Raw genomic sequence first — 20,233 nt, 5'->3', positions numbered from 1 at the left:
GCTCGGTCTCCCGTGTGCGATACTAGGACTCTGACCCGTTGTCAATCGTTCTTTCCGGAGAACGGACTTGACAAGGGTCTTACTAGTGTCCGAAATGTCCCGGGGCGTATCTGTGGCCCCGTGAAAGGCGAAACGTGACTCCTGCCACGACCAACAGTTCCCGGACGAAGAAGACCGCTGACGAGCCCGCGCTCGACGCGCAGCCCGAGGTTGCAGCGGAGAAGGCTCCGGCGGCGAAGGCTGCTGCCGAGAAGCCCGTCGCCCAGACTGCCGCGAAGCGCGCGGCGGCGAAGCGAGCGCCCGTCAAGAAGAAGAAGGCCGACGACATCGTCGAAGACGATGAGGTTCCCCCTGCTGCAGCCATCGACGTCGATGATGACGACGAGGACAGCAAGCCGAAGTTCACCGAGCCGCTGCCCACGGGCGCGATCGTCATCTCGTCGAACGACGATGAAGACGTCCCGGTCTACTCGACGCAGATCACCGGGGCCACTGCCGACCCCGTCAAGGACTACCTGAAGCAGATCGGTAAGGTCGCACTGCTGAACGCGGCCGAAGAGGTCGAGCTCGCGATGCGCATCGAGGCGGGTCTCTTCGCCGAGGAGAAGCTGTCGACGATGTCCGGCGCAGAACGGACCGGCCAGCTCGGACTCGACCTGCAGTGGGTCGCCCGCGACGGCCAGCGCGCGAAGAGCCACCTGCTGGGTGCCAACCTGCGCCTCGTGGTCTCGCTCGCGAAGCGTTACACCGGCCGCGGCATGCAGTTCCTCGACCTCATCCAGGAAGGCAACCTGGGCCTGATCCGTGCTGTCGAGAAGTTCGACTACACCAAGGGCTTCAAGTTCTCCACGTACGCCACCTGGTGGATCCGTCAGGCGATCACCCGGGCCATGGCCGACCAGGCCCGCACCATCCGCATTCCCGTGCACATGGTCGAGGTCATCAACAAGCTGGCGCGTGTGCAGCGTCAGATGCTGCAGGACCTCGGTCGCGAACCCACTCCGGAAGAGCTCAGCCGCGAGCTGGACATGACGCCGGAGAAGGTCGTGGAGGTGCAGAAGTACGGCCGCGAGCCGATCTCGCTGCACACTCCGCTCGGCGAAGACGGCGACAGCGAGTTCGGTGACCTCATCGAGGACACCGAAGCCGTGGTTCCGGCTGACGCCGTGGGCTTCACGATGCTGCAGCGTCAGCTCGAGCAGTTGCTGGATTCCCTCTCCGAGCGCGAGGCCGGCGTGATCCGCATGCGCTTCGGACTGGGCGACGGTCAGCCCAAGACGCTCGACCAGATCGGCGACACGTTCGGTGTGACGCGTGAGCGCATCCGCCAGATCGAGTCCAAGACCATGGCGAAGCTGCGTCACCCGAGCCGCTCGCAGTCGCTCCGGGACTACCTCGAATGATGACGGGCGCACCTCAGGCGCGCTCCGCAGGCATCCGCTACGTCTTCCCGGTTCTGGCTGGGAAGCTGGCTCGATTCGCGACGCGTCTGCGGGGCGGCGGTTCGGCGTTTCCCGGGTACCTGACGAACAAGCTGTCTCCGTCACTGCTGCCCACTCTGGCTGATCAGTTCCGGTACGGGGTCGTGTTCGTGCTGGGCTCGAACGGCAAGACGACGACGACGCACATGATCAGCGAAGTGCTGCGCGCACACGGGCTGACCGTGTTCACGAACCCCACGGGGGCGAACCTGCCTCAGGGGGTCACGAGCGCGCTGCTGGCCGATGCGACGCTCACCGGTCGCATCCGCGCCGATGTCGCAGTGCTCGAGGTCGACGAGGGCTACGCCGCCGATCTCGCGGATCAGCTGTCGCCCGCGGTGATCCTGTCGTTGAACGTGCAGGTCGACCAGCTGTACCGGTTCTACGAGACCGAGCGCGTCGCCGACATGATGCTCGATGCCTCGACTCGCGCCTCGGGGCATGTCGTCGTCAACCGCGACGATCCCTATCTGAGCAAGATCGACACTGACGCGATGCGCGGCGAGGTCTCGTTCTTCGGCGTCTCGCCGGAACTCGTCGCCGCATCCGCGCACGGTCTCGCCAACGCGGCGGACACCCGCAGCGGCAACACGGGCACGCGTGCCCGCGACGCGTACTCCGAGGTGCTCAGAGCCCAGGGACGCGAGATCGCGGTGCGCGTCGGCGACGTGGAGGCGGAGATCTCGCTTCCGGCCCGCGGCCTGCACTACGCCGCCGACGCCGCCGCCGCGCTCACGGTCGCAGCCCGCGTGCTCGGCTCTGACTTCTCCGCCGCGAAGGCGGCGACCGGATTCGCCAGGATGGCTCCGGCCTACGGCCGTGGCGAAGTCATTCCGCTGCGCCGGGATCCGGCGGGCGAACAGGTCGAATTCGTGATGTTCAAGAACGCGCCGAGCCTGCAGATGAATCTCGATGCACTGGACGGAGCGCCCGAGCGCGCGCTCATGGCGATCGACGAGGGAACTCCCGACGTCTCCTGGCTCTACGATGTCGATTTCGATGCGCTCCCGCGGGTGGATGTCGTCACCGGTGAGAAAGCCAGTCAGCTCGCGTTGAGTCTCGAGCACGCCGGCGTCGAGATCGGCGTCGTCGAACCGGACATGGAGAAGGCTGTCGCGCTGATGCGCGCGCTGGATCCGGCGGCGTCCGGACGTCAGACCTGGTTCGTCAACTACGAGCTGATGATGATCGGCCGCAAGCTGCTCGGTCACGGAGACCAGGAGGTTGCACGCCGATGAGCGAGTCAGTGCGAATCGTCCAGCTGTATCCGGTGGAGCTCGGCATCACCGGAGATCGCGGGAACGTGCGCGCCCTGCAGGTGCGCCTGGAGCGCGGCGGCGTCGCCACGGACGTGCAGACGGTGGGCATCGGAGAGGCGATTCCTGCCGACACCGACGTCCTGGTTCTCGGAAACGGTCCGCTGTCGGCGATGCGCGGCGTGATCGACGACCTGCGCGGTCGTGCCGCAGAGCTGGAGACCTTCGTCGATGGCGGCGGTACGCTGCTCGCCGTCGGCGGCTCGGCCGAACTTCTGAGCGAGGGTGTGGAACCGCTCGAAGGCGCGCCCCTCACGGGACTCGGCATCTTCCCCTTCCGCGTCGTGCGCACGCGCGAGCGCAAGGTGGGATACATCATCGTCGATACGCCGGACGGCCGGGTCATCGGGTTCGAGGATCACGCGTCGCAGTGGTCGCTGGGCAACGGCGCGCTCCCGTACGGAACGGTGGCCGCCGGCCGCGGCAGCTTCGAGCATGCCGGTTCGCGCGGCGAGATCGTCCGTCGTGGCCAGGCTTTCGCGACCAACGTGCAGGGTCCGGTGCTGCCGTTGAATCCACGCTGGACCGATGCGATGCTCACCGCCGTGACGAACCGTCGCGGCATCGATTGGGCTCCTGGCACGGCGCATGCGCCGCTGGACGAGCACGCGGACGGCGCCCGCGCCGCGATCGAGCGGCTCGTGCACGGCAAGGACATCAGCTCGATCGGACTCTGAGGTGACGGGCAGCAGTGCGCTTCCGCGGGCGGTGATCTCACGCTCCGCTCTCACCGCTGCAGCCGCGGCGGCCGTTGCCGCCGGCGGGAGCATCGCGGATCTCCGGCGTGACGCCTGGGGCCACGGGATCCTGTCGGTCGCACACGTCGCCCTGGCGGCGGGCGCAGAGGCCGTTCTCGTCGACTCGTCGGACGAGGTGGACGCGCTCGGAGCCGAGGGGATCACGGCGACCGCGGATGCGGAGGCAGACATCGACTCCCGCATCCTGTACGGCCTGCCGGATGCGGACGGGCAGCTGAGCACGGCCCCCGTGCTGCGTCTGGTCGGACGGGTGCTCTCCACCAAGCGCCTCCTCGCGGGTGAGGCCGTCTCCTACGGGTACACGCACCGTGCCACGACCGACACGACAGTGGCACTGGTCTCGGGCGGGTACGCGCAGGGGATCGTGCGCGCGCTGGGCAATCAGGTCCACGTCGCGGTCGACGGGGAGCAGCGGCCGATCGTCGGGCGGGTCGCAATGGATGTCTGCGTCGTCGACCTCGGGGGGCGCGATGTGCCGGTCAGCACCGAGGTGACCTACTTCGGCGGGTCCGGATCCGCCGCGCCTGCCCTGGCACGATGGGCCGCAGTGACCGGGTTCACCGTCGCTGAGCTCGTGGCCGTGACGGGGATGCACGCCGAGCGGGAGTGGGAAGCATGATTCGACCGACCCTGCAGATCTCGCGTGACCAGTTCCGTACGAACATCGCGGCGGTGGAACGGCGGATCGCCCCCTCCGCGCTGATGCTCGTGATGAAGGACGACGCCTATGGCCACGGTCTGGGCTGGGCAGTGGAGGAAGCCGCCGACGCAGGCGTGACCTGGTTCGGCGGCTACGACATCCGCACGGCGCTGCGTATCCGCCGGCTGTTGGTCGGCTCGCAACGGGTTCTGGCGTGGGCGACGTCCACCGACGAGGAGATCGCCGAAGCGCTTCTGCACGATATCGATCTCGGCATCGGCACGTCCGAGTACCTTCGCCGAGTGATCGCCCAGGCGCAATCGCTGGGTCGACGGGCGCACGTGCATCTGAAGATCGACACCGGGCTGCGCCGCAACGGCGTGCTCCCCACGGAGTGGGACGGCTTCGTCGCCGAAGCCCGCGCGGCGGAGGGCGCCGGCACGCTGGAGGTCGTCGGCGTGTGGAGCCATCTCGCCGAGGCGAGTGACCCGGAGGACGATGAGGCGCAGCAGGTGTTCCTCACCGCGGTCGACGCGGTTCGTCGCGCCGGGAGTTCACCGGAGCTGTTGCATCTGACGGCGTCAGCCGCGTCGTGGTGGCGGCCGGAGCTGCGCGGCTCACTGTCTCGGGTCGGTGCGTTCTGCTATGGCATCCGATCTGCAGACGGCCCGGAGCTCGACGGCATCCGTCCGATCGCCACCCTGAGCGTGCCGGTGGTTCACGTCGACGACGGTGACGCCGTGATCGCGATCGGCAGTTTCGACGGCCTGCCGTCGACGCTCGCCGGCATCGAGGTCGGAACCCCTGCCGGTCTCCGGCTTCTGCGCGAGGTCGATGCGACGACGTCCATCGTCGCGGGGTGGCCGGGGATGCAGTCGGGCGATCAGGTCCGCGTGTTCGGTCCGGGGGACCAGGGTGAGCAGAGCGCGACGACGCTCGCCGAGCGCATCGGCACGGTCGGCGAGGAGATCCTCACCCGACTCACGCCGCGCGTGCGGCGAACGATCGTCTGAGCGGTCAGACCGCGTCGATCAGGCGAGCGGTCTCATCGTGCCAGCTGGTCGCGATGCTGCGCAGCTTCTCTTCGTACTTGCGGCCGTGGTGGGCGCAGAAGAGCAGTTCGGAGCCGTTGACCTCGGCAGCGATGTAGGCCTGAGCGCCGCATGAATCGCATCGATCCATCGCGGTCAGTCGGAACTCGATAACGGAGGCCTCACGTTCGGTCGTAGCGTTCATCTCGGTGCCTCCTCGGGTGTCAGGCTCATTGCTTGAGTGTGCTCAATACAACCACGCCACAGCTGTATGCATGCCCGGATCACGGCGTGTTTCGCTCAGCGCGTACGGCGATGGGCTCGGCCGCATCACGATGGGGAGTGTCTGCGGGGCTGCGGGGCGCCCCGGGAATAGAATTGTTGATTGTGACCGCCGAGTATTCCGCCCATCATCTCCAGGTGCTCGAAGGGCTCGAAGCGGTCCGCAAGCGCCCCGGTATGTACATCGGGTCGAACGGCTCGCCCGGGCTCATGCACTGCCTCTGGGAGATCATCGACAACGCCGTCGACGAGGCCGTCGACGGCAACGGCAATCGGATCGACATCATCCTGCATGCGGACGGCAGCGTCGAGGTACACGACCGCGGCCGCGGCATCCCGGTCGATGTCGAACCGCGCACCGGTCTCAGCGGTGTCGAGGTCGTCTTCACCAAGCTGCATGCCGGCGGCAAATTCGGCGGTGGCTCGTATGCGGCATCCGGAGGACTGCACGGTGTCGGCGCCTCCGTCGTGAACGCGCTCTCGGAGCGTCTGGACGTCGAGGTCGATCGCGGCGGCAAGACCTATGCGATGTCCTTCCATCGCGGCGAGCCCGGCAACTTCAAGGACACCGGCGAGAAGCGTCCGGATGCTCCTTTCTCGCCGTTCGAGGAGAAGAGCGAGTTGCGGATCGCCGGCAAGGCGCCGCGCGGTGTCACCGGCACGCGTGTGCGCTACTGGGCGGATCGCCAGATCTTCACGAAGGATGCCGCGTTCCAGCTCGCCGATCTCGAGACTCGCGCCCGTCAGACGGCGTTCCTCGTTCCCGGTCTCGAAATCGTCATCAAGGACGAGCGCGGCGAGGGATCGAACGAGACCTCGTACCGCTACGACGGCGGCATCGCGGAGTTCGTCGAGTACCTGGCCACGGATGCGCCGGTGACCGACACCTGGCGGATCCAGGGTGAGGGCTCCTTCAAAGAGACCGTGCCGGTACTGCAGGCCGATGGCCACATGATCGCCACCGAGGTCGAGCGCGCATGCGTCGTCGACATCGCGCTGCGCTGGGGAACCGGCTACGACACCACGTTCCGCTCGTTCGTCAACATCATCGCCACGCCCAAGGGCGGCACTCATCAGCAGGGCTTCGAGCAGGAGATGCTCAAGGTGCTCCGCGCACAGGTCGAGCAGAACGCGCGCCGACTCAAGGTCGGCAACGACAAGCTGGAGAAGGACGACGTCCTCGCCGGTCTCACGGCGGTGCTGACGGTGAACGTGCCTGAGCCCCAGTTCGAAGGGCAGACCAAGGAGATCCTCGGAACTCCGGCCGTGCGCCAGATCGTCGCGCAGGTGGTGCGCAAGGAGCTGGGCGAGCGTTTCAGCTCGACCAAGCGCGATGACAAGAGCCAGGCGACGCAGCTGCTCGACAAGATCGTCGCCGAGATGAAGGCCCGCGTCTCTGCGCGGGCCCATAAGGAGACCCAGCGCCGCAAGAACGCGCTCGAATCGTCGACGCTGCCCACCAAGCTCGTCGACTGCCGTACCAACGAGGTCGATCGCAGCGAACTCTTCATCGTCGAGGGCGACTCGGCGCTCGGCACGGCGAAGAATGCCCGCAACAGCGAGTTCCAGGCACTGCTTCCGATCCGGGGCAAGATCCTCAACGTGCAGAAGGCCTCTGTCGGCGACATGCTCAACAACACCGAGTGCGCGTCGATCATCCAGGTGATCGGCGCGGGCTCAGGACGCAGCTTCGACATCAGCGCCGCGCGCTACGGCAAAGTCATCCTGATGAGCGACGCCGATGTCGACGGCGCGCACATCCGCACGCTGCTGCTCACCCTGTTCTTCCGCTACATGCGGCCCCTCATCGAACACGGCCGCGTCTATGCCGCGGTTCCGCCGCTGCATCGTGTGATCGTGATGAATCCCGGCTCGAAGCCGAACGAGACGATCTACACGTACAGCGAGCAGGAGATGCACGCGCTGCTGGCGAAGCTCCGCAAGGCCGGCAAGCGGTGGCACGAGCCGCTTCAGCGCTACAAGGGCCTCGGCGAGATGGATGCCGAGCAGCTGGCGAACACGACCATGGACCGCGGCGGGCGCCTGCTCCGCCGGGTGCGCATGGAGGACGCCGAGGCGGCAGGTCGGGTCTTCGAACTGCTGATGGGCAACGAGGTCGCCCCGCGCCGTGAGTTCATCATCGAGTCATCCGATCGGCTCTCCCGCGAGGCGATCGACGCCTGACCCGTCCGACGGCCCGGGGCGAGCCGCTGCCTCGTAGACCGCGAGCAGGGCCTCGAGATGTGTGTTCTGGGTGACCAGCGGGCGGTGCGCGATCGCAGCGGCGCTCATCTCTCGGATGCGGGCGGGGGAGTCTCGCAGCTGCGACAGGGCGGACGCCACACCGGCGGCATCCGGGGTGTCGGTGACGATGCATCCGTGTTCCGGGAGCGTCTCGGCCAGATCGGGGTCCGTGACCACCACAGGGAGCCCGGACGCGATCGCCTCGAGCAGCACCATCGGCTGGTTGTCGAAATCGAGCGAACTCGAGACCAGGACATGCGCGTCGCGCATCGCCTGCAGGACCGCTGACTGCGGCACGGCGCCGTGCACGGTGAGCCGCTCACGGGGCAGCGCATCGACGCGTTTCGCGATTGCCGCGCGTGCGATGCCGTCGCCGAACATGCCAGCGACGATTCCCGACACCTCAGCTACGGCGTCGACGAACACGTCGGGCCTCTTCTCGGGCGACACTCGACCGCACCACATCACCCGCAGCGCCTCTCCCGGTGTGACGGATCGGGGCATCGGATCGCCGACCGCATCCAGCACGGAATTCTCCAGCCCGTTCGAGATCACGGTGACGGGTGTGGTCACGCCTTGTGCGAGCAGTTTCGCGGCGAAGTGCCCCGAGGGCACGATCACCTGATCCGCGTGGTTGGCCTGACTGACCATCAACCGCCAGATCCGGCGAGCCATCCGGGTCCGGGTGTACGGGGTGTCCGCACCGATCCGCACCTCGCCGTGGCTCAGCTGTCGCCGGTGCAGAGCGGCCAGCAGCACTGTCGTCACCGCCGGCACCGGGAGCACGGAGCGGGTGTAGACGTCGACGCGGCCGTGCATGGTCTGCACGATCGGGATGCCGAGATCCTTGGCCGCGCGGAATCCGGCGAGCGCAGCGAACATCTCGGAGTGCACGTGCACCACCTCGATGCCGCGCACTCTCAGCTCGGTCCGGAGGGTCGCCGCCGCCGCGGACGGGGTCCAGGTGAACGGATATCCATCGGGTGCGAAGCCGCGCGCGGTCGGCAATTCCACCACGGTGGGGTCGCTGCTCGGCGATGTCAGCGGTGAGAACACGGTCACCTCGTGGCCGGCGTGTTCGAGAGCCTCCTTGTGGGCCTTGATCACCGTCTGCACGCCGCCCAGAGTCGGCAGGTAGTAGTCGGTGACCATTGCGATGCGCACCCCACCACATTAGGGGGAGAGGCTCGTGCTGCCCGGCCGACGCCGAACCGTGCCCTAGCATCGGGGATATGTCGATGGCCGCCTCCCGCGTGCTCGTGACGGGGGCCAGCGGGTTCCTCGGCGGGTATGTCGTGCGCGATCTCCGCGCCCACGGACACGAGGTCTTCGCCGCGGGGCGCAACGCGAAGGCCCTCGGCGCAGTGGCCGATTCCGAGCACCGTGTGATCGGCGACCTCGCGTCGTTCGCCGATCTGCGTCTGGACGTGGATGCCGTGATCCATTGCGCCGCGCTCTCTACGCCCTGGGGGCGGTGGCGGGCCTTTCAGGAGGCGAACATCGAGGGTACCGGGCACGTGGTGGAGTTCGCGCGCCGCAACGGCGTGCGACGGATCGTGCACGTCTCGTCGCCGAGCATCTACTCGGCTGCGCGGGATCGGCTGAAGATCAGCGAGGAAGACGTCGATTCGAAGAACCGGCTCAACGGATACATCCGCTCGAAGATCGCCGCCGAGGAGCTGCTGCAGCGCGCCCGGCGTGAAGGAGCCGTCGACGAGCTGATCATCATCCGCCCGCGCGGTCTGATCGGAGTCGGCGATCCGAGTCTGATGCCGCGGCTGCTGGACGTGCACCGCCGTGTCGGCGTTCCGCTGTTCGACGGCGGCGAGAACGTCATCGACGTCACCGCGGTCGAGAACGTGGCGACGGCGCTGCGGCTCGCGCTGACAGCGGGGGACGCCGCGGGCGGCGTCTACAACATCACCAATGACGACCCTCGACCGTTCCGGGAACTGCTCGGCACGCTGTTGCCGCTGCTGGGGGAGACCCCGCGGCTGCGGCCGATGAACCGGCGCGCGGCGTGGGTTCTGGCGGCTGCGCTCGAAGGCGCGTGCAAAGCCCTTCCCGGACAACCGGAGCCCCCGTTCACCCGCTACACCCTCAGCACCATCGCCTACTCGCAGACGCTCGACGTGACGCGGGCGAAGGCGGAGCTCGGTTACCGCCCCGAGGTCGCCCTGGATGATGCGCTCCGCCGTGTCGCCGAGCATCTGCGGGTGGCCGCGTGAACGGGCGGCTCCGCCACTACGGGTGCGGCAGCACGACGCACGACGCCGCCCGGATGTTCCGCGGTGCGCAGCCGGGTGTCCGCACCTTTCCGTCAGGAGCCTTCCTCTACGATGGCGGCGAGGGGCGCCGCGTGCTGTTCGATACCGGATACGCGACCGGGCACTGGGACACCGGCTGGCGAGGCGCCGCGTACCGGCGCTTGCTCCCACCGCAGGTGTCCGAAGAGGATGACATTGCTGCGCGCCTTCGCGAAGACGGTGTGGATCCGGCATCCGTCACCCATGTCGTCCTCTCGCACTTGCATCCGGACCACGTCGGCGGAGCCCGCCGTTTCCCGGACGCGACCTTCGTGCTGACGGCGGGGCACCTGCGCACGCTCGCCTCGCCGCGCCTCACAGCAGGCGTCCTGCCTGGGCTGCTGCCCGCGTGGTTCCCGGGGGCGGCGCGCATCATCGGCGATGACGATTTCGAACAGGTGACGCATGCGGGCACCGTGCTGCGCGCGGTCGACCTCTTCGACGACGGCTCCTACCTCGTGATCGATCTGCCCGGTCACGCCGACGGTCATATCGGCGCCCTCGTCGAGGGCCAGGTGCTGCTGGCCGGCGACGGGGCGTGGGGGTGCGACCTCCTCGACGCCGCACCGCGCATGAAGGCGCTGCCGCGGGCCGTGCAGTACGACTTCGATGCGTACCGACGCACGGGTGACCTTCTCACGGAACTCGCAGCCGCCGGGACCCGCGTGGTGTGCAGTCACGACGCGGTCGGAGAGACGGAGCTGCTGACCTGATGTCGAAGATTCGAATCATCGGCGAGTTCGCCGCCGTGCGGTGGTTCCGGCCGTTGCGCAGCCGCCGTGCCGTCGAGCGGCGTCAGCACCGCCTGTTGAAGCGGCACCTCCGATTCCTGCGCAGGCATTCCGCGTACTTCCGTGATCTCCTCGCGGCGCACGGCGGCTTCGCGGACCTCCCGCTCATGGACAAGAGCGTCATGATGGGGCGATTCGACGAGATCAACACCGTCGGCGCGCACCGTGACGAGGCCCTGGCTTTGGCGATCGCGAACGAACGTTCACGGGAGTTCGACGCCGATCTCGGGACGAATTCGGTCGGACTCTCCAGCGGCACCAGTGGTCATCGCGGACTGTTCGTCGTCAGCGCTGAAGAACGGGACGCCTGGGTCGGCACGGTCCTCGCTCGCACCCTTCCCAAGGGCCGCCTCTTCGGCCACCGCATCGCGCTGTTCCTGCGCGCCGACAACACTCTCTACGAGTCGGTCGGCTCGAAAGCGGTGTCGTTCTCATATTTCGATGTGCACGCCGACATGGCCGCGAACATCGCCCGCCTTCAGGAGTACCGCCCCACGATCCTGGTCGCCCCGGCCTCGGTGCTGCGCCTGATCGCCCGCGCCGCTGACGACGGACGCTTCGACGCGCTTCCGGAGAAGGTCTACGCCGTCGCCGAGGTGCTGGAGATCTCGGACTCCCAGCGCATCCAGGCGTCGCTGCGCCAGCCGCTGCTGCATCAGCTCTACCAGTGCACCGAGGGGTTCCTCGCCCATACCTGCGAGCGCGGCACCTTGCACCTGAATGAGGACAACATCCTCGTCGAGCGCGAGCCGCTCGGCGACGGACGATTCACCCCGATCATCACCGACCTTCGGCGCCGTGCGCAGCCGATCGTGCGGTATCGACTGGGGGATGTCCTTCTCGAACGTGCCGAGCCGTGCCCTTGCGGGAGCGCCCTCGCCGCCATCGAGCGGATCGAGGGCCGGGAAGGGGACACGCTCGTCTTCCGTACGGCCGAGGGCCTCCCGGTGCCGGTGTTCGCCGACGTCGTCACCCGTGCGCTGCTGTACGCGGACGGTTTCGACGAGTACCGCATCGCGCAGACGGGCCCGATGAGACTCGAGGTGTCGCTCGATGTTCTCGATGCGCACACCAGGCAGAGCGTGACCGAGGAACTGCACACGCTGGCGGATCGGGTGGGGAGTCTGCGGCCAGAGGTTTTTTTCACGGCTTATCGGCACGACGGAACGGTGAAGCTGCGCCGCGTGACGCGGACCTGGAGGGGACCTGATGACGAGAAGCTGTGAGATCGCGGGCTGGGGCACGGTGCTGCCGGAGCAGGTCGTGCGTTTCGGTGACGAGGTGCGTTACCGGATCGAGGATGACGTCTCCCACCTCGACATGCTCACGCGAGCGTGCGAACGGGCGCTGGCGCACGCGGGTCTCACTGCTGACGACGTGGATCTCGTGCTCGGTGCCTCTGCAGCCGGCATCCAGCCCATTCCGTGCACGGCAGCCCTCGTGCTCGAACGGCTGACTCTGACCGGACACGCTGCGGCCTTCGACGTGAACTCCACCTGCACGAGCTTCATCACCGCCGTCGACGTCGCTTCCCGCTACCTCGACGCCGGAGATTACGAGACGATCCTGGTGTTCTCCGGCGATGTCGGCACCCGGTTCCTGAACCCGGAGCAGCGTGAGAGCTACGAGCTTTTCAGCGATGCCGCGGCGGCCGTCGTTCTCCGCCGTTCGAAGGACCCGGACCGAGGCGTGATCGGCAGCCTGCAGCAGACCTGGCCGGCGTACGCGCACGACACCGAGATCCGTGGCGGGCTGTCGCGCTCTCCCGCGCAGGTCTATGCCGCATCCGACCCCGCCGACTACCTCTTCGACATGAACGGGCGGCGCGCGCTGCTCGGAATGATGCGGGTGCTCCCCGACTTCTTCGACCGCTTCCACCGGCGTTTCGGGCTCTCCCATGACGATGTCGCGCTGTGGATCCCGCACCAGGCGTCCGCCGCCCTCGGTCCGATGCTCGACCGACTCGGGATCCCCGCCGACCGGCGCATCGATGAGGTCGCCGCCTTCGGGAACATGGTGTCGGCATCCGTACCGTTCATGCTCGCCAGAGCGCTGGATTCCGGCAGGGTGGCTCGCGGTGACACGGTCGTCCTGTGCGGCACGGCGGCCGGACTCACGGCGAACGTGCTGGCGCTCCGGCTCTGAGCACGCCTGACTGCGATGATGGATCGATGATCGCGCTCGTTTCCGCACCGTCGAACCTGGGTCTGCAACCACCGATCGCCGGGGCGGTTCCCGGCACGGCCAAGGCGCCGGAGGCACTTCGTGAAGCCGGCCTCTACGAGGCCTTCCATGTGCGTGGGGCCGTCGACGGTGGAGTGGTCCTCCCCGCGCGATACATCGATGACGTTCGCCGTCGCGAGGGTACGGTGCGCAACCAGGACGCGATCATCGACCACGCCAGGCGTCTGGCGCACCGCTTGGTCGCGCTCCGCACTGCCGGTGATTCACCGCTCGTTCTCGGCGGAGACTGCAGTCTCGTGATCGCCGCGGGCCTGGCCACCAGGGTCACCGGCGGTGGCGGCCTCGTGCACGTGGACGGCCACACAGACTTCCGGCATCCCGGCAACAGCGCGTCCATCGGCGCACTGGCAGGCGAGGACCTCGCCGCCGCGATCGGCCGTCATATCCCCGAGGTCGCTGACATCGACGGGCTCGGTCCGTACTTCGACGCCGCCGCGACCGCGCACGTCGGCTGCCGCTACGACGATCCGCATCTGGCTGAGGTCGATCAGGCGATCGCTCTCGCCGTCCCGGCAGATCAGATCATCCTGCACGGCGCGTCTCGCGCTGCCGCCCGGGTGCTCGCCACTGCCGGCCTCGATCGAGGATTCTGGCTCCAGGTGGACGTGGATGTGCTCGATCCGGCACACATGCCCGCTGTCGACAGCTCGCATTCTGGTGGATTGTCGCCGGAGGAGCTGACGATCTTCCTCGAGATCGTCGCGCCGCGCGCCTGGGGCGCGTCGATCACGGTCTTCGATCCGGACCTCGATCCGGACGGGACCCACGCTCGGACCGTCTCGGACATCGTTTCACAGGGTCTGGTTCGCCTCGGGGAGGATGCCTCGGACCCGGCTGCTGACCAAGCGGATGCCTGGTCGGTCGGAAGGAGAGCGTCCGACCAGCCGTCCCTGATGGCGGACAGCGTCTCGTCCAGGGACAAGGTGCTGGTATCGAGGCGCAGTCCTGGGGAATCCCAGGAATCCTGATCGGCACGCAGATGCGACCAGGATTCCGCGACGTGCTTGTCACGGTCGCCGTCGCGGGAGGCGATCGTCTCGGGCGAGGCGGTGAGAAGGACGAAACGCAGCCCGGTCGCCAGGCTCGCGGCGTAGCGGGCCAGCAGGTCTGCCCAGAGCACGACGTCGGAGATCACGACGTGGAAATCCGCCGCGACGAAGTTCCGCGCGAGGGCGATGATGTTGTCGCGCCGCAGGACGAGTTGCCGTTCGGACTCGTCCTCGGACTCCTCGCCGGGGAGCACGAGACCCGAGACGATGAAGTTCTCGCCGATATCGTCCGTGTCGAGGTGCACTCCGCGGGGGAACGTCGAGGCCAGCGCTCTGGCCACCGTCGTCTTCCCCACCCCGGGGAGCCCGGAGACGAGCGTGACAGACCCGGTCATCAGATCAGGGTTCGGCCGATGGAGCCGATCACCGCGTCGACCGGCTGACCGGAAGCGTCACGGCGCGCGCCGGGTTCCGGCAGCTTGCGTACCGCTCCGGTCGGATCGACGGCCTGTGCGGGAGCGGGGCCGACCCAGGCGACGGTGAGACGATCCTCGCCCTTCAGGAACGAGTGGGCGCGCACGCCGCCGGTCGCGCGGCCCTTGGCCGGGTACTCGGAGAAGGCGCTGATCTTGGCCCGGCCGGCGTCGGTTCCCGGCAGGATGCTCTCGGCGCCCGACACTGTGGCGACCACCGCATCCGAGTCGGCGGGCACCGCACTGAAGAACAGCACGGATGCTCCGGAGCCGAGCTTGATACCCGCCATACCGCCGGCCGCCGCACCCTGCGGACGAACGGAAGAGGCCGAGAACCGCAGCAGCTGGGCGTCGGTCGTCACGAAGACGAGCTCGGCGTCGTCGGCTGCCTCGGCGGCGCCGATGACCGCGTCGCCCGGCTTCATGCCGATGACCTCGAGGTCGGGTCGGACGGGGAGAGCCGTGGGGATGATGCGCTTCACGGTGCCCTGCGCGGTGCCGAGCGCGATCGGGATCTCACTGTCGAAGCGGACGAACGCGACGATCCGTTCGCCGCGGGTCGTGATGCCGAGGTAGTCGCGCAGCGGCGTGCCTGCGGCGAGCTGCACGGAGCTCGCCGGCACCGATGGGAGATCGACAGGGGAGAAGCGCACGACGCGGCCGGTGCTGGTGAGGGCGCCGATCTCGGCGCGCACTGTCGCCTCGATAGTCGTGAGGATCGCATCGTGCTTGCTGCGCCGGGCCGGAACAGTCAGTTCCTGCCCTTCGGCGAGGTCCACGCGCACGGCGCGTCCCGTCGTCGACAGCACCAGCACGGTCGGCGCGTCCGCGATCTGCAGGTCGACGGCGCCCTTCGTGGCGCGCGGCTTCGGGGGAGCAGCGTTCATCAGCAGCGTGCGCCGCGGCGTGCCGTAGGCGTCTGCTGCGGCGTCCAGCTCCTTTGCGACGACGGCTCGCAGCAGCACCGGGCTGCCGAGCAGTTCGCGGAGGGCAGCGATCTCGGCCTTCAACGCATCGCGCTCGGTCTCGAGCTCGATGCGGGAGAACCGCGTCAGGCGGCGCAGGCGCAGTTCGAGGATGTACTCGGCCTGCAGCTCGCTGAGATCGAACACCTCGCGCAGGCGCATGCGCGCCTGCTCCGAGTCGTCGGAGGAGCGGATGACCTGGATGACCTCGTCGATGTCGAGGATCGCGATGAGCAGTCCCTCGACGAGGTGCAGTCTCTCCTCACGACGGGCCAGGCGGTAGCGGCTGCGGCGCGTGATGACCTCGAGGCGGTGCGCGACGTATACGCGCAGCATCTCCTTGAGGCCGAGGGTGCGCGGCTGGCCATCGACGAGGGCGACGTTGTTGATGCTGAAGGAATCCTCCAGCGGCGTCAGCCGGTACAGCTGCTCCAGCACCGCGTTCGGGTCGAATCCGGTCTTGATGCCGATCGCGACGCGCAGCCCGTGGTTGCGGTCGGTGAGGTCGGTGACGTCGCTGATGCCCTGCAGCTTCTTGGCCTGCACAGCATCGCGGATCTTCTCGATGAGCCGCTCAGGACCGACCATGTACGGGAGCTCGGAGACGATGATGCCGGTGCGGCGGGGGCCGAGCGGTTCGACCGAGACCTTGCCGCGCACCTTGAAGGCTCCGCGCCCGGTCGTGTACGCATCCTTGACGCCGTCCAGTCCCATGATCACGGCACCGGAGGGGAAGTCCGGACCAGGGACGAACTCCATGAGCTCTTCGGTGGTGGCATCCGGGTTCTCAAGGAGATGCGTCGCGGCGGCGACGACCTCGATGAGGTTGTGCGGAGCCATGTTCGTCGCCATGCCGACGGCGATGCCGCTGGCACCGTTCACCAGGAGGTTCGGGAACGCGGCCGGCAGCACGGAGGGCTGCTGGAACTGGCCGTCGTAGTTCGGGACGAAGTCCACGACGTCCTCGTCGAGGTTCTCGGTCAGCGCGAGTGCGGCCGGCGCGAGTCGTACCTCGGTGTAACGCGCGGCGGCCGGGCCGTCGTCGAGCGAGCCGAAGTTTCCGTGGCCGTCGATCAGCGGGACGCGCAGTGCGAAGTCCTGCGACAGTCGTACCAGGGCGTCGTAGATCGCAGTGTCGCCGTGCGGGTGCAGCTTGCCCATCACCTCGCCGACGACGCGGGCGCTCTTCACGTGTCCGCGGTCGGGGCGCAGCCCCATCTCGGCCATCTGGTAGAGGATGCGCCGTTGTACGGGCTTGAGCCCATCGCGCGCGTCGGGAAGTGCGCGCGAGTAGATGACCGAGTACGCGTACTCGAGGAACGAGCCCTGCATCTCATGGGACAGGTCTATGTCCTGGATGCGCTCCTCGACGGGCTCGGGCGGCGGGGTTTTCGGCATGTACTTCCTGAGGGCGTGCTGGTGGCCTGTGTCAGACTGGCTCGGATGTCCCTCATGTTACCGTCCGGCTCCGCGACAGCCCGGAGCGTCGTCGGGGTGGCGGATGACCTGTTCTCCTCACTTCGCGGCGAATCGCTCACGCTGCCTCGCGCGGAATCCGTTGTGCTCGTCCTCGTCGACGGGCTGGGGGCCATCAATCTGCGCGCTCACGCCGGTCATGCCCGCACGCTCACCGGGAGCATGGCGAAGAAGGATGTCGCTCGTTCCGTCTTCCCGTCGACCACGGCCGCGGCGCTGACCAGCATCCTCACCGGCGTCTGGCCGGGGGAGCACGGACTCGTCGGATATCGAGTGCTCGACCCGACGCGGGATGTGCTCGTGAACCAGCTGACCGGATGGGAATCCGAAGGAGTCGACCCGGAGAGTTGGCAGGCATCGCCCACCATCTTCGAGCGGGCCAGCGCCGCGAGCAGGGAGAGCTTCGCCATCGGCGTCGCCGCCTACGCGAACAGCGGGTTCACCAGGGCGACCCTGCGCGGTGCGCAGTTCGTCGCTGCAGCCACACCTGCCGAAAGGGTCGCCGCCGCGTACGAGCTCGCCGCACGGCATCCGGGATCATTCGTGTACTGCTACCTGCCCGAAGCGGACAAGGCCGGCCACAAGCACGGCGTCGCGTCCGGGGAATGGGTTTCTGCGCTGGAGGACATCGACGCCGCGCTGTCGGTGCGGGTGCCGCCAGGCGTCGGCGTGCTGGTGACGTCGGATCATGGGATGGTCGATGTGCCGCCGCACCGGCAGGTCGTGCTGGACGACACCGGCGGGCGCTACGCGGGGGTCCGGCACATCGGCGGGGAGCCGCGGATGCTGCACGTCTATCTGGAGTCGGACGCCGACGCAGCCGGTGTTCTCGCCCGCTGGCGGAGCGAACTGGAGGGCACGGCAGACGTCGTGTCGAAGGCGGATGCGATGGCTGCCGGTCTGTTCGGACCGTCTGTGACGGATGCCGCTGCCGCTCGCATCGGCGATCTGATGGTGATCGCTCGCGGCGTCTGGGCAGTGTACGACGGCACGGCCGCCGATCAGCGAGGTCGCACCATGGTCGGCCAGCACGGTGCGCTCACGCCGGAGGAGCAGAACGTGCCGCTGATCAGACTCGGAACGTTCGCGCGCTGAGTGGCGCAGCACGCACTCACTCGTCCGTGCGCGCTCCGAATACGATCTCGTCCCAGGAGGGCATCGCGTTGCGACGTCGTCGGCGCGCCGGGCTGTCAGCGGGCGGTTCGACTGCCGGGGGTGTGTCCGAGCCCTGTTCGCCCGCCTCGGAGTCCTGCTCGAACGCGTCGAACAGTGCGATCGGACTCGAGCCGCGTTCCGGTGCGTCGATGGCGACGTCGTCGGCATCGATGAGGGGTGCGGTCTCACGCTGACCGCGACGGCGGCGCAGCGCCTCGAGCAGGTCGGCGGTCTCCGGATTGGTCGTCGACGTCTCCGGTGCACGATTGATGGCGGCAGCCTGTGCCGCGGCATTCGAGCGCTGGGGAGCCGTGTGGTCGGTGTCGGTGTCGGCATCCGCAGCCGGTGCCGGCAGCAGCCGAGGCCCGAATGCTCCCGAGTCGAAGCGACTCTCGTCCTTGTACGGCGACGTGGGACGATCGGCCTCCACAGCACGCAGTCGGGGGATCAGGCCCTCGGGCAGCGAGCCCTGGCGTGAGAGCTGGGTGGCGTCGGCATTGAGCGGCGACAGCGCACTGCGACGCGGGTCGAAGCTCCATCGCGCGTCGTGCTCGACGTCGCTGGCGGAGAACTCCAGCTTCACGATCCAGCCGGACTCGTCCTTCCAGCTCGCCCAGCGTTCCGCGGTGGCGGACACCTCGGCCAGCTTCGCGCGGATGGCGACGCCGAAGGTCGGCTGCGCGTCCGGCTCCACTTCGCTGCCGATGAGCACGGGGACTGCGAGGGCCTGGTCGATGATGTGCTCGCGTTCGGCGAGCACAGGACTTTCGAAGCGCGCGACGTCTTCGAGACTGATGCCGAGGAGTTCGGCGACCTCTGCGGCAGTGAGACCGGCGCGGATCTGCGCCTGGATGTCGCGGGGACTGGCCGCGAGGCGCTGCGTCGCAGGTTCGCTCTGCCGGGTGGCACGACGGATCTCCCGCTGCAGAACGTCGTCGATGGAGAGCGCGAAGCGCTCGCCCGACTCGGTCGCGAGCACGAGGACTCCTGCTTCGGTGCCGACGATGGTGACGTTTTCCATGCGAATGCCCCTCTGATGGGTGTGGATTCATGGTGTCACGCGTCAGCCCTCAGAGCCGGGAATACCCTGGGCGTGCCGTGAGTTTGCTCTGTCGCACGCCACGGCATTTGCTTATTGCTCCCACGTCGTGCAAACTATGGCCGCCGATCCCTGCGGCACACCACCCACTCGCACCATGAAAGTGGAGATCTACAGCATGGCCACCGATTACGACGCTCCGCGCAAGAGTGAAGACGACTCCGAGTCGATCGAAGCCCTCAAGGAGCGTGTGCCGGACAAGCTCTCCGGCTCCACCGGGGACGAGGACGCCGACAACCCGTCGAGCTTCGACCTCCCGGGTGCCGACCTTTCCGACCTCGACCTCGACGTCGTCGTGCTGCCAGCGCAGCAGGACGAGTTCACCTGCATGAGCTGCTTCCTGGTGAAGCACCGCTCGCAGTTGGACCACGAGGACGCTTCGGGTCCGATCTGCAAGGAGTGCGCTGCCTGAGCGCAGCTTCGCGATACAACGCGCCCCCGACCGCATGGTCGGGGGCGCGTTGTCGTCAAGGCCGGCGTCGGCGTCGAACGTCGGCGTCGAATCGTCGTCAGGGGCGGGCGGCGCGAATGGCGGCGGCCAGACGGTCGGGCGTCCGTGAAGAGATCGTCCAGGTTTCGACCGGATCATCCGGGTCGATGTTCGGAACCACGACGATGCCGTCGATTCCTCCGCGGATGAGGTGCCAGCCGTTCGCCGGAAGTCCTGGCCCGCGCGCGTGTCTCGCCTCTTCGCCCGTCAACGCGACCGGCTCGCCCAGGTGGTGGGCCTCGATGTGCGCGCGGCCGGCGCGGAGCACGGTTCCCTCCACGAGGACGACGGGTGTCATCGCGATGAAACCCAGGACGAGGATGGCCGAGACGGCGCCGCCGATCACGAGTGCGACGGTCGATCCGACCGGAACGAAGATCAGCGAGACCATGGGGCCGGCGAGGGCCACCGTGGCGAGCAGGCGCAGACTCGGCGCCAGGCGTTCGCGGTAGAGCGGACGTGCGTCTGTGCGGGGGTTCTGCATTAGCCTCAT

General features: G+C 68.0%; 18 protein-coding genes and 1 pseudogene. 13 read left to right on the top strand and 6 right to left on the bottom strand.

Features of this window, described 5'->3' with window-relative positions; all coding sequences use genetic code 11:
• Nucleotides 1–134 precede the first annotated feature (134 nt).
• From MRBLWH12_RS05560 to MRBLWH12_RS05540, 5 genes are read left to right on the top strand one after another with little or no spacing between them, the layout of a single operon-like run.
• Nucleotides 135–1,403, top strand: a complete 1,269-nt coding sequence (locus tag MRBLWH12_RS05560; protein WP_363546994.1) for an RNA polymerase sigma factor — start codon at nt 135–137, stop codon at nt 1,401–1,403.
• Entirely contained in the window at nt 1,403–2,719 is a 1,317-nt protein-coding gene (locus MRBLWH12_RS05555; RefSeq protein WP_363546991.1) for a MurT ligase domain-containing protein, read from the top strand. The genes MRBLWH12_RS05560 and MRBLWH12_RS05555 overlap by 1 nt, the downstream gene beginning before the upstream one ends.
• A complete protein-coding gene (locus tag MRBLWH12_RS05550; protein WP_363546989.1) occupies nt 2,716–3,474 on the top strand; it encodes a glutamine amidotransferase in 759 nt (252 codons plus the stop codon). The genes MRBLWH12_RS05555 and MRBLWH12_RS05550 overlap by 4 nt, the downstream gene beginning before the upstream one ends.
• 1 nt (nt 3,475) lies before the next feature.
• The gene (locus tag MRBLWH12_RS05545; protein WP_363546986.1) at nt 3,476–4,174 is read left to right on the top strand and encodes an alanine racemase; all 699 of its coding nucleotides are present in this window, start codon (nt 3,476–3,478) and stop codon (nt 4,172–4,174) included.
• Complete coding sequence (locus tag MRBLWH12_RS05540; protein ID WP_363546983.1) at nt 4,171–5,208, top strand: alanine racemase; 1,038 nt, start codon at nt 4,171–4,173, stop codon at nt 5,206–5,208. Before MRBLWH12_RS05545 ends, MRBLWH12_RS05540 begins: the two co-directional genes overlap by 4 nt.
• 4 nt (nt 5,209–5,212) lie before the next feature.
• Here the strand turns inward: MRBLWH12_RS05540 and MRBLWH12_RS05535 are convergent, their stop codons facing one another.
• Entirely contained in the window at nt 5,213–5,431 is a 219-nt protein-coding gene (locus tag MRBLWH12_RS05535; protein WP_102192227.1) for a DUF7455 domain-containing protein, read from the bottom strand.
• 182 nt (nt 5,432–5,613) lie between these two features.
• On the opposite strand from MRBLWH12_RS05535, the gene MRBLWH12_RS05530 reads away from it, so the two are divergent.
• Nucleotides 5,614–7,692 carry a DNA gyrase/topoisomerase IV subunit B gene (locus MRBLWH12_RS05530; protein WP_414684933.1) on the top strand — a complete coding sequence of 693 codons (2,079 nt, stop codon included), beginning with the start codon at nt 5,614–5,616 and terminating at the stop codon, nt 7,690–7,692.
• Here the strand turns inward: MRBLWH12_RS05530 and MRBLWH12_RS05525 are convergent.
• Nucleotides 7,654–8,916 carry a glycosyltransferase gene (locus tag MRBLWH12_RS05525; RefSeq protein ID WP_363546980.1) on the bottom strand — a complete coding sequence of 421 codons (1,263 nt, stop codon included), beginning with the start codon at nt 8,914–8,916 and terminating at the stop codon, nt 7,654–7,656. The two genes, MRBLWH12_RS05530 and MRBLWH12_RS05525, sit on opposite strands and share 39 nt — an antisense overlap.
• Nucleotides 8,917–8,984: 68 nt before the next feature.
• Between MRBLWH12_RS05525 and MRBLWH12_RS05520 the strand changes: the two genes are divergently transcribed.
• From MRBLWH12_RS05520 to MRBLWH12_RS05500, 5 genes are read left to right on the top strand one after another with little or no spacing between them, the layout of a single operon-like run.
• A complete protein-coding gene (locus MRBLWH12_RS05520; protein ID WP_363546977.1) occupies nt 8,985–9,980 on the top strand; it encodes an NAD-dependent epimerase/dehydratase family protein in 996 nt (331 codons plus the stop codon).
• Complete coding sequence (locus MRBLWH12_RS05515; protein ID WP_363546974.1) at nt 9,977–10,771, top strand: MBL fold metallo-hydrolase; 795 nt, start codon at nt 9,977–9,979, stop codon at nt 10,769–10,771. The genes MRBLWH12_RS05520 and MRBLWH12_RS05515 overlap by 4 nt, the downstream gene beginning before the upstream one ends.
• On the top strand, nt 10,771–12,075 hold the full coding sequence (locus MRBLWH12_RS05510; protein ID WP_363546971.1) for a F390 synthetase-related protein: 1,305 nt from the start codon (nt 10,771–10,773) through the stop codon (nt 12,073–12,075). The genes MRBLWH12_RS05515 and MRBLWH12_RS05510 overlap by 1 nt, the downstream gene beginning before the upstream one ends.
• The gene (locus tag MRBLWH12_RS05505) at nt 12,059–12,994 is read left to right on the top strand and encodes a 3-oxoacyl-ACP synthase III family protein (protein WP_363546968.1); all 936 of its coding nucleotides are present in this window, start codon (nt 12,059–12,061) and stop codon (nt 12,992–12,994) included. The genes MRBLWH12_RS05510 and MRBLWH12_RS05505 overlap by 17 nt, the downstream gene beginning before the upstream one ends.
• A gap of 26 nt (nt 12,995–13,020) precedes the next feature.
• Nucleotides 13,021–14,061, top strand: coding sequence for an arginase family protein (locus MRBLWH12_RS05500; protein ID WP_363546965.1), 1,041 nt, complete (start codon nt 13,021–13,023; stop codon nt 14,059–14,061).
• A gap of 77 nt (nt 14,062–14,138) precedes the next feature.
• Here MRBLWH12_RS05500 and MRBLWH12_RS05495 read toward each other — a convergent pair.
• A pseudogene (locus tag MRBLWH12_RS05495) lies at nt 14,139–14,477 on the bottom strand (AAA family ATPase); the annotation flags it as partial.
• Nucleotides 14,477–16,918 carry a DNA gyrase/topoisomerase IV subunit A gene (locus tag MRBLWH12_RS05490; RefSeq protein WP_363546963.1) on the bottom strand — a complete coding sequence of 814 codons (2,442 nt, stop codon included), beginning with the start codon at nt 16,916–16,918 and terminating at the stop codon, nt 14,477–14,479. The gene MRBLWH12_RS05490 and the pseudogene MRBLWH12_RS05495, both read right to left, overlap by 1 nt.
• 45 nt (nt 16,919–16,963) lie before the next feature.
• On the opposite strand from MRBLWH12_RS05490, the gene MRBLWH12_RS05485 reads away from it, so the two are divergent.
• Nucleotides 16,964–18,091: an alkaline phosphatase family protein gene (locus MRBLWH12_RS05485; RefSeq protein ID WP_363546960.1), complete on the top strand. Its 1,128-nt coding sequence runs from the start codon at nt 16,964–16,966 to the stop codon at nt 18,089–18,091.
• Between the two features lie 16 nt (nt 18,092–18,107).
• Here the strand turns inward: MRBLWH12_RS05485 and sepH are convergent, their stop codons facing one another.
• Complete coding sequence (gene sepH, locus MRBLWH12_RS05480; protein WP_363546957.1) at nt 18,108–19,172, bottom strand: septation protein SepH; 1,065 nt, start codon at nt 19,170–19,172, stop codon at nt 18,108–18,110.
• A 196-nt stretch (nt 19,173–19,368) separates the two neighbouring features.
• On the opposite strand from sepH, the gene MRBLWH12_RS05475 reads away from it, so the two are divergent.
• Nucleotides 19,369–19,662: a DUF4193 domain-containing protein gene (locus tag MRBLWH12_RS05475; protein WP_102192284.1), complete on the top strand. Its 294-nt coding sequence runs from the start codon at nt 19,369–19,371 to the stop codon at nt 19,660–19,662.
• Nucleotides 19,663–19,759: 97 nt separating this feature from the next.
• On the opposite strand, the gene MRBLWH12_RS05470 is transcribed toward MRBLWH12_RS05475, so the two are convergent.
• Nucleotides 19,760–20,233: a DUF3093 domain-containing protein gene (locus tag MRBLWH12_RS05470; protein WP_363546954.1), complete on the bottom strand. Its 474-nt coding sequence runs from the start codon at nt 20,231–20,233 to the stop codon at nt 19,760–19,762.

The sequence above is a fragment of the Microbacterium sp. LWH12-1.2 genome (assembly GCF_040675825.1).
GTDB lineage: Bacteria > Actinomycetota > Actinomycetes > Actinomycetales > Microbacteriaceae > Microbacterium.
Note: the sequence above shows the minus strand (reverse complement) of the source record. Positions and strands in the feature narration are given on the sequence as shown.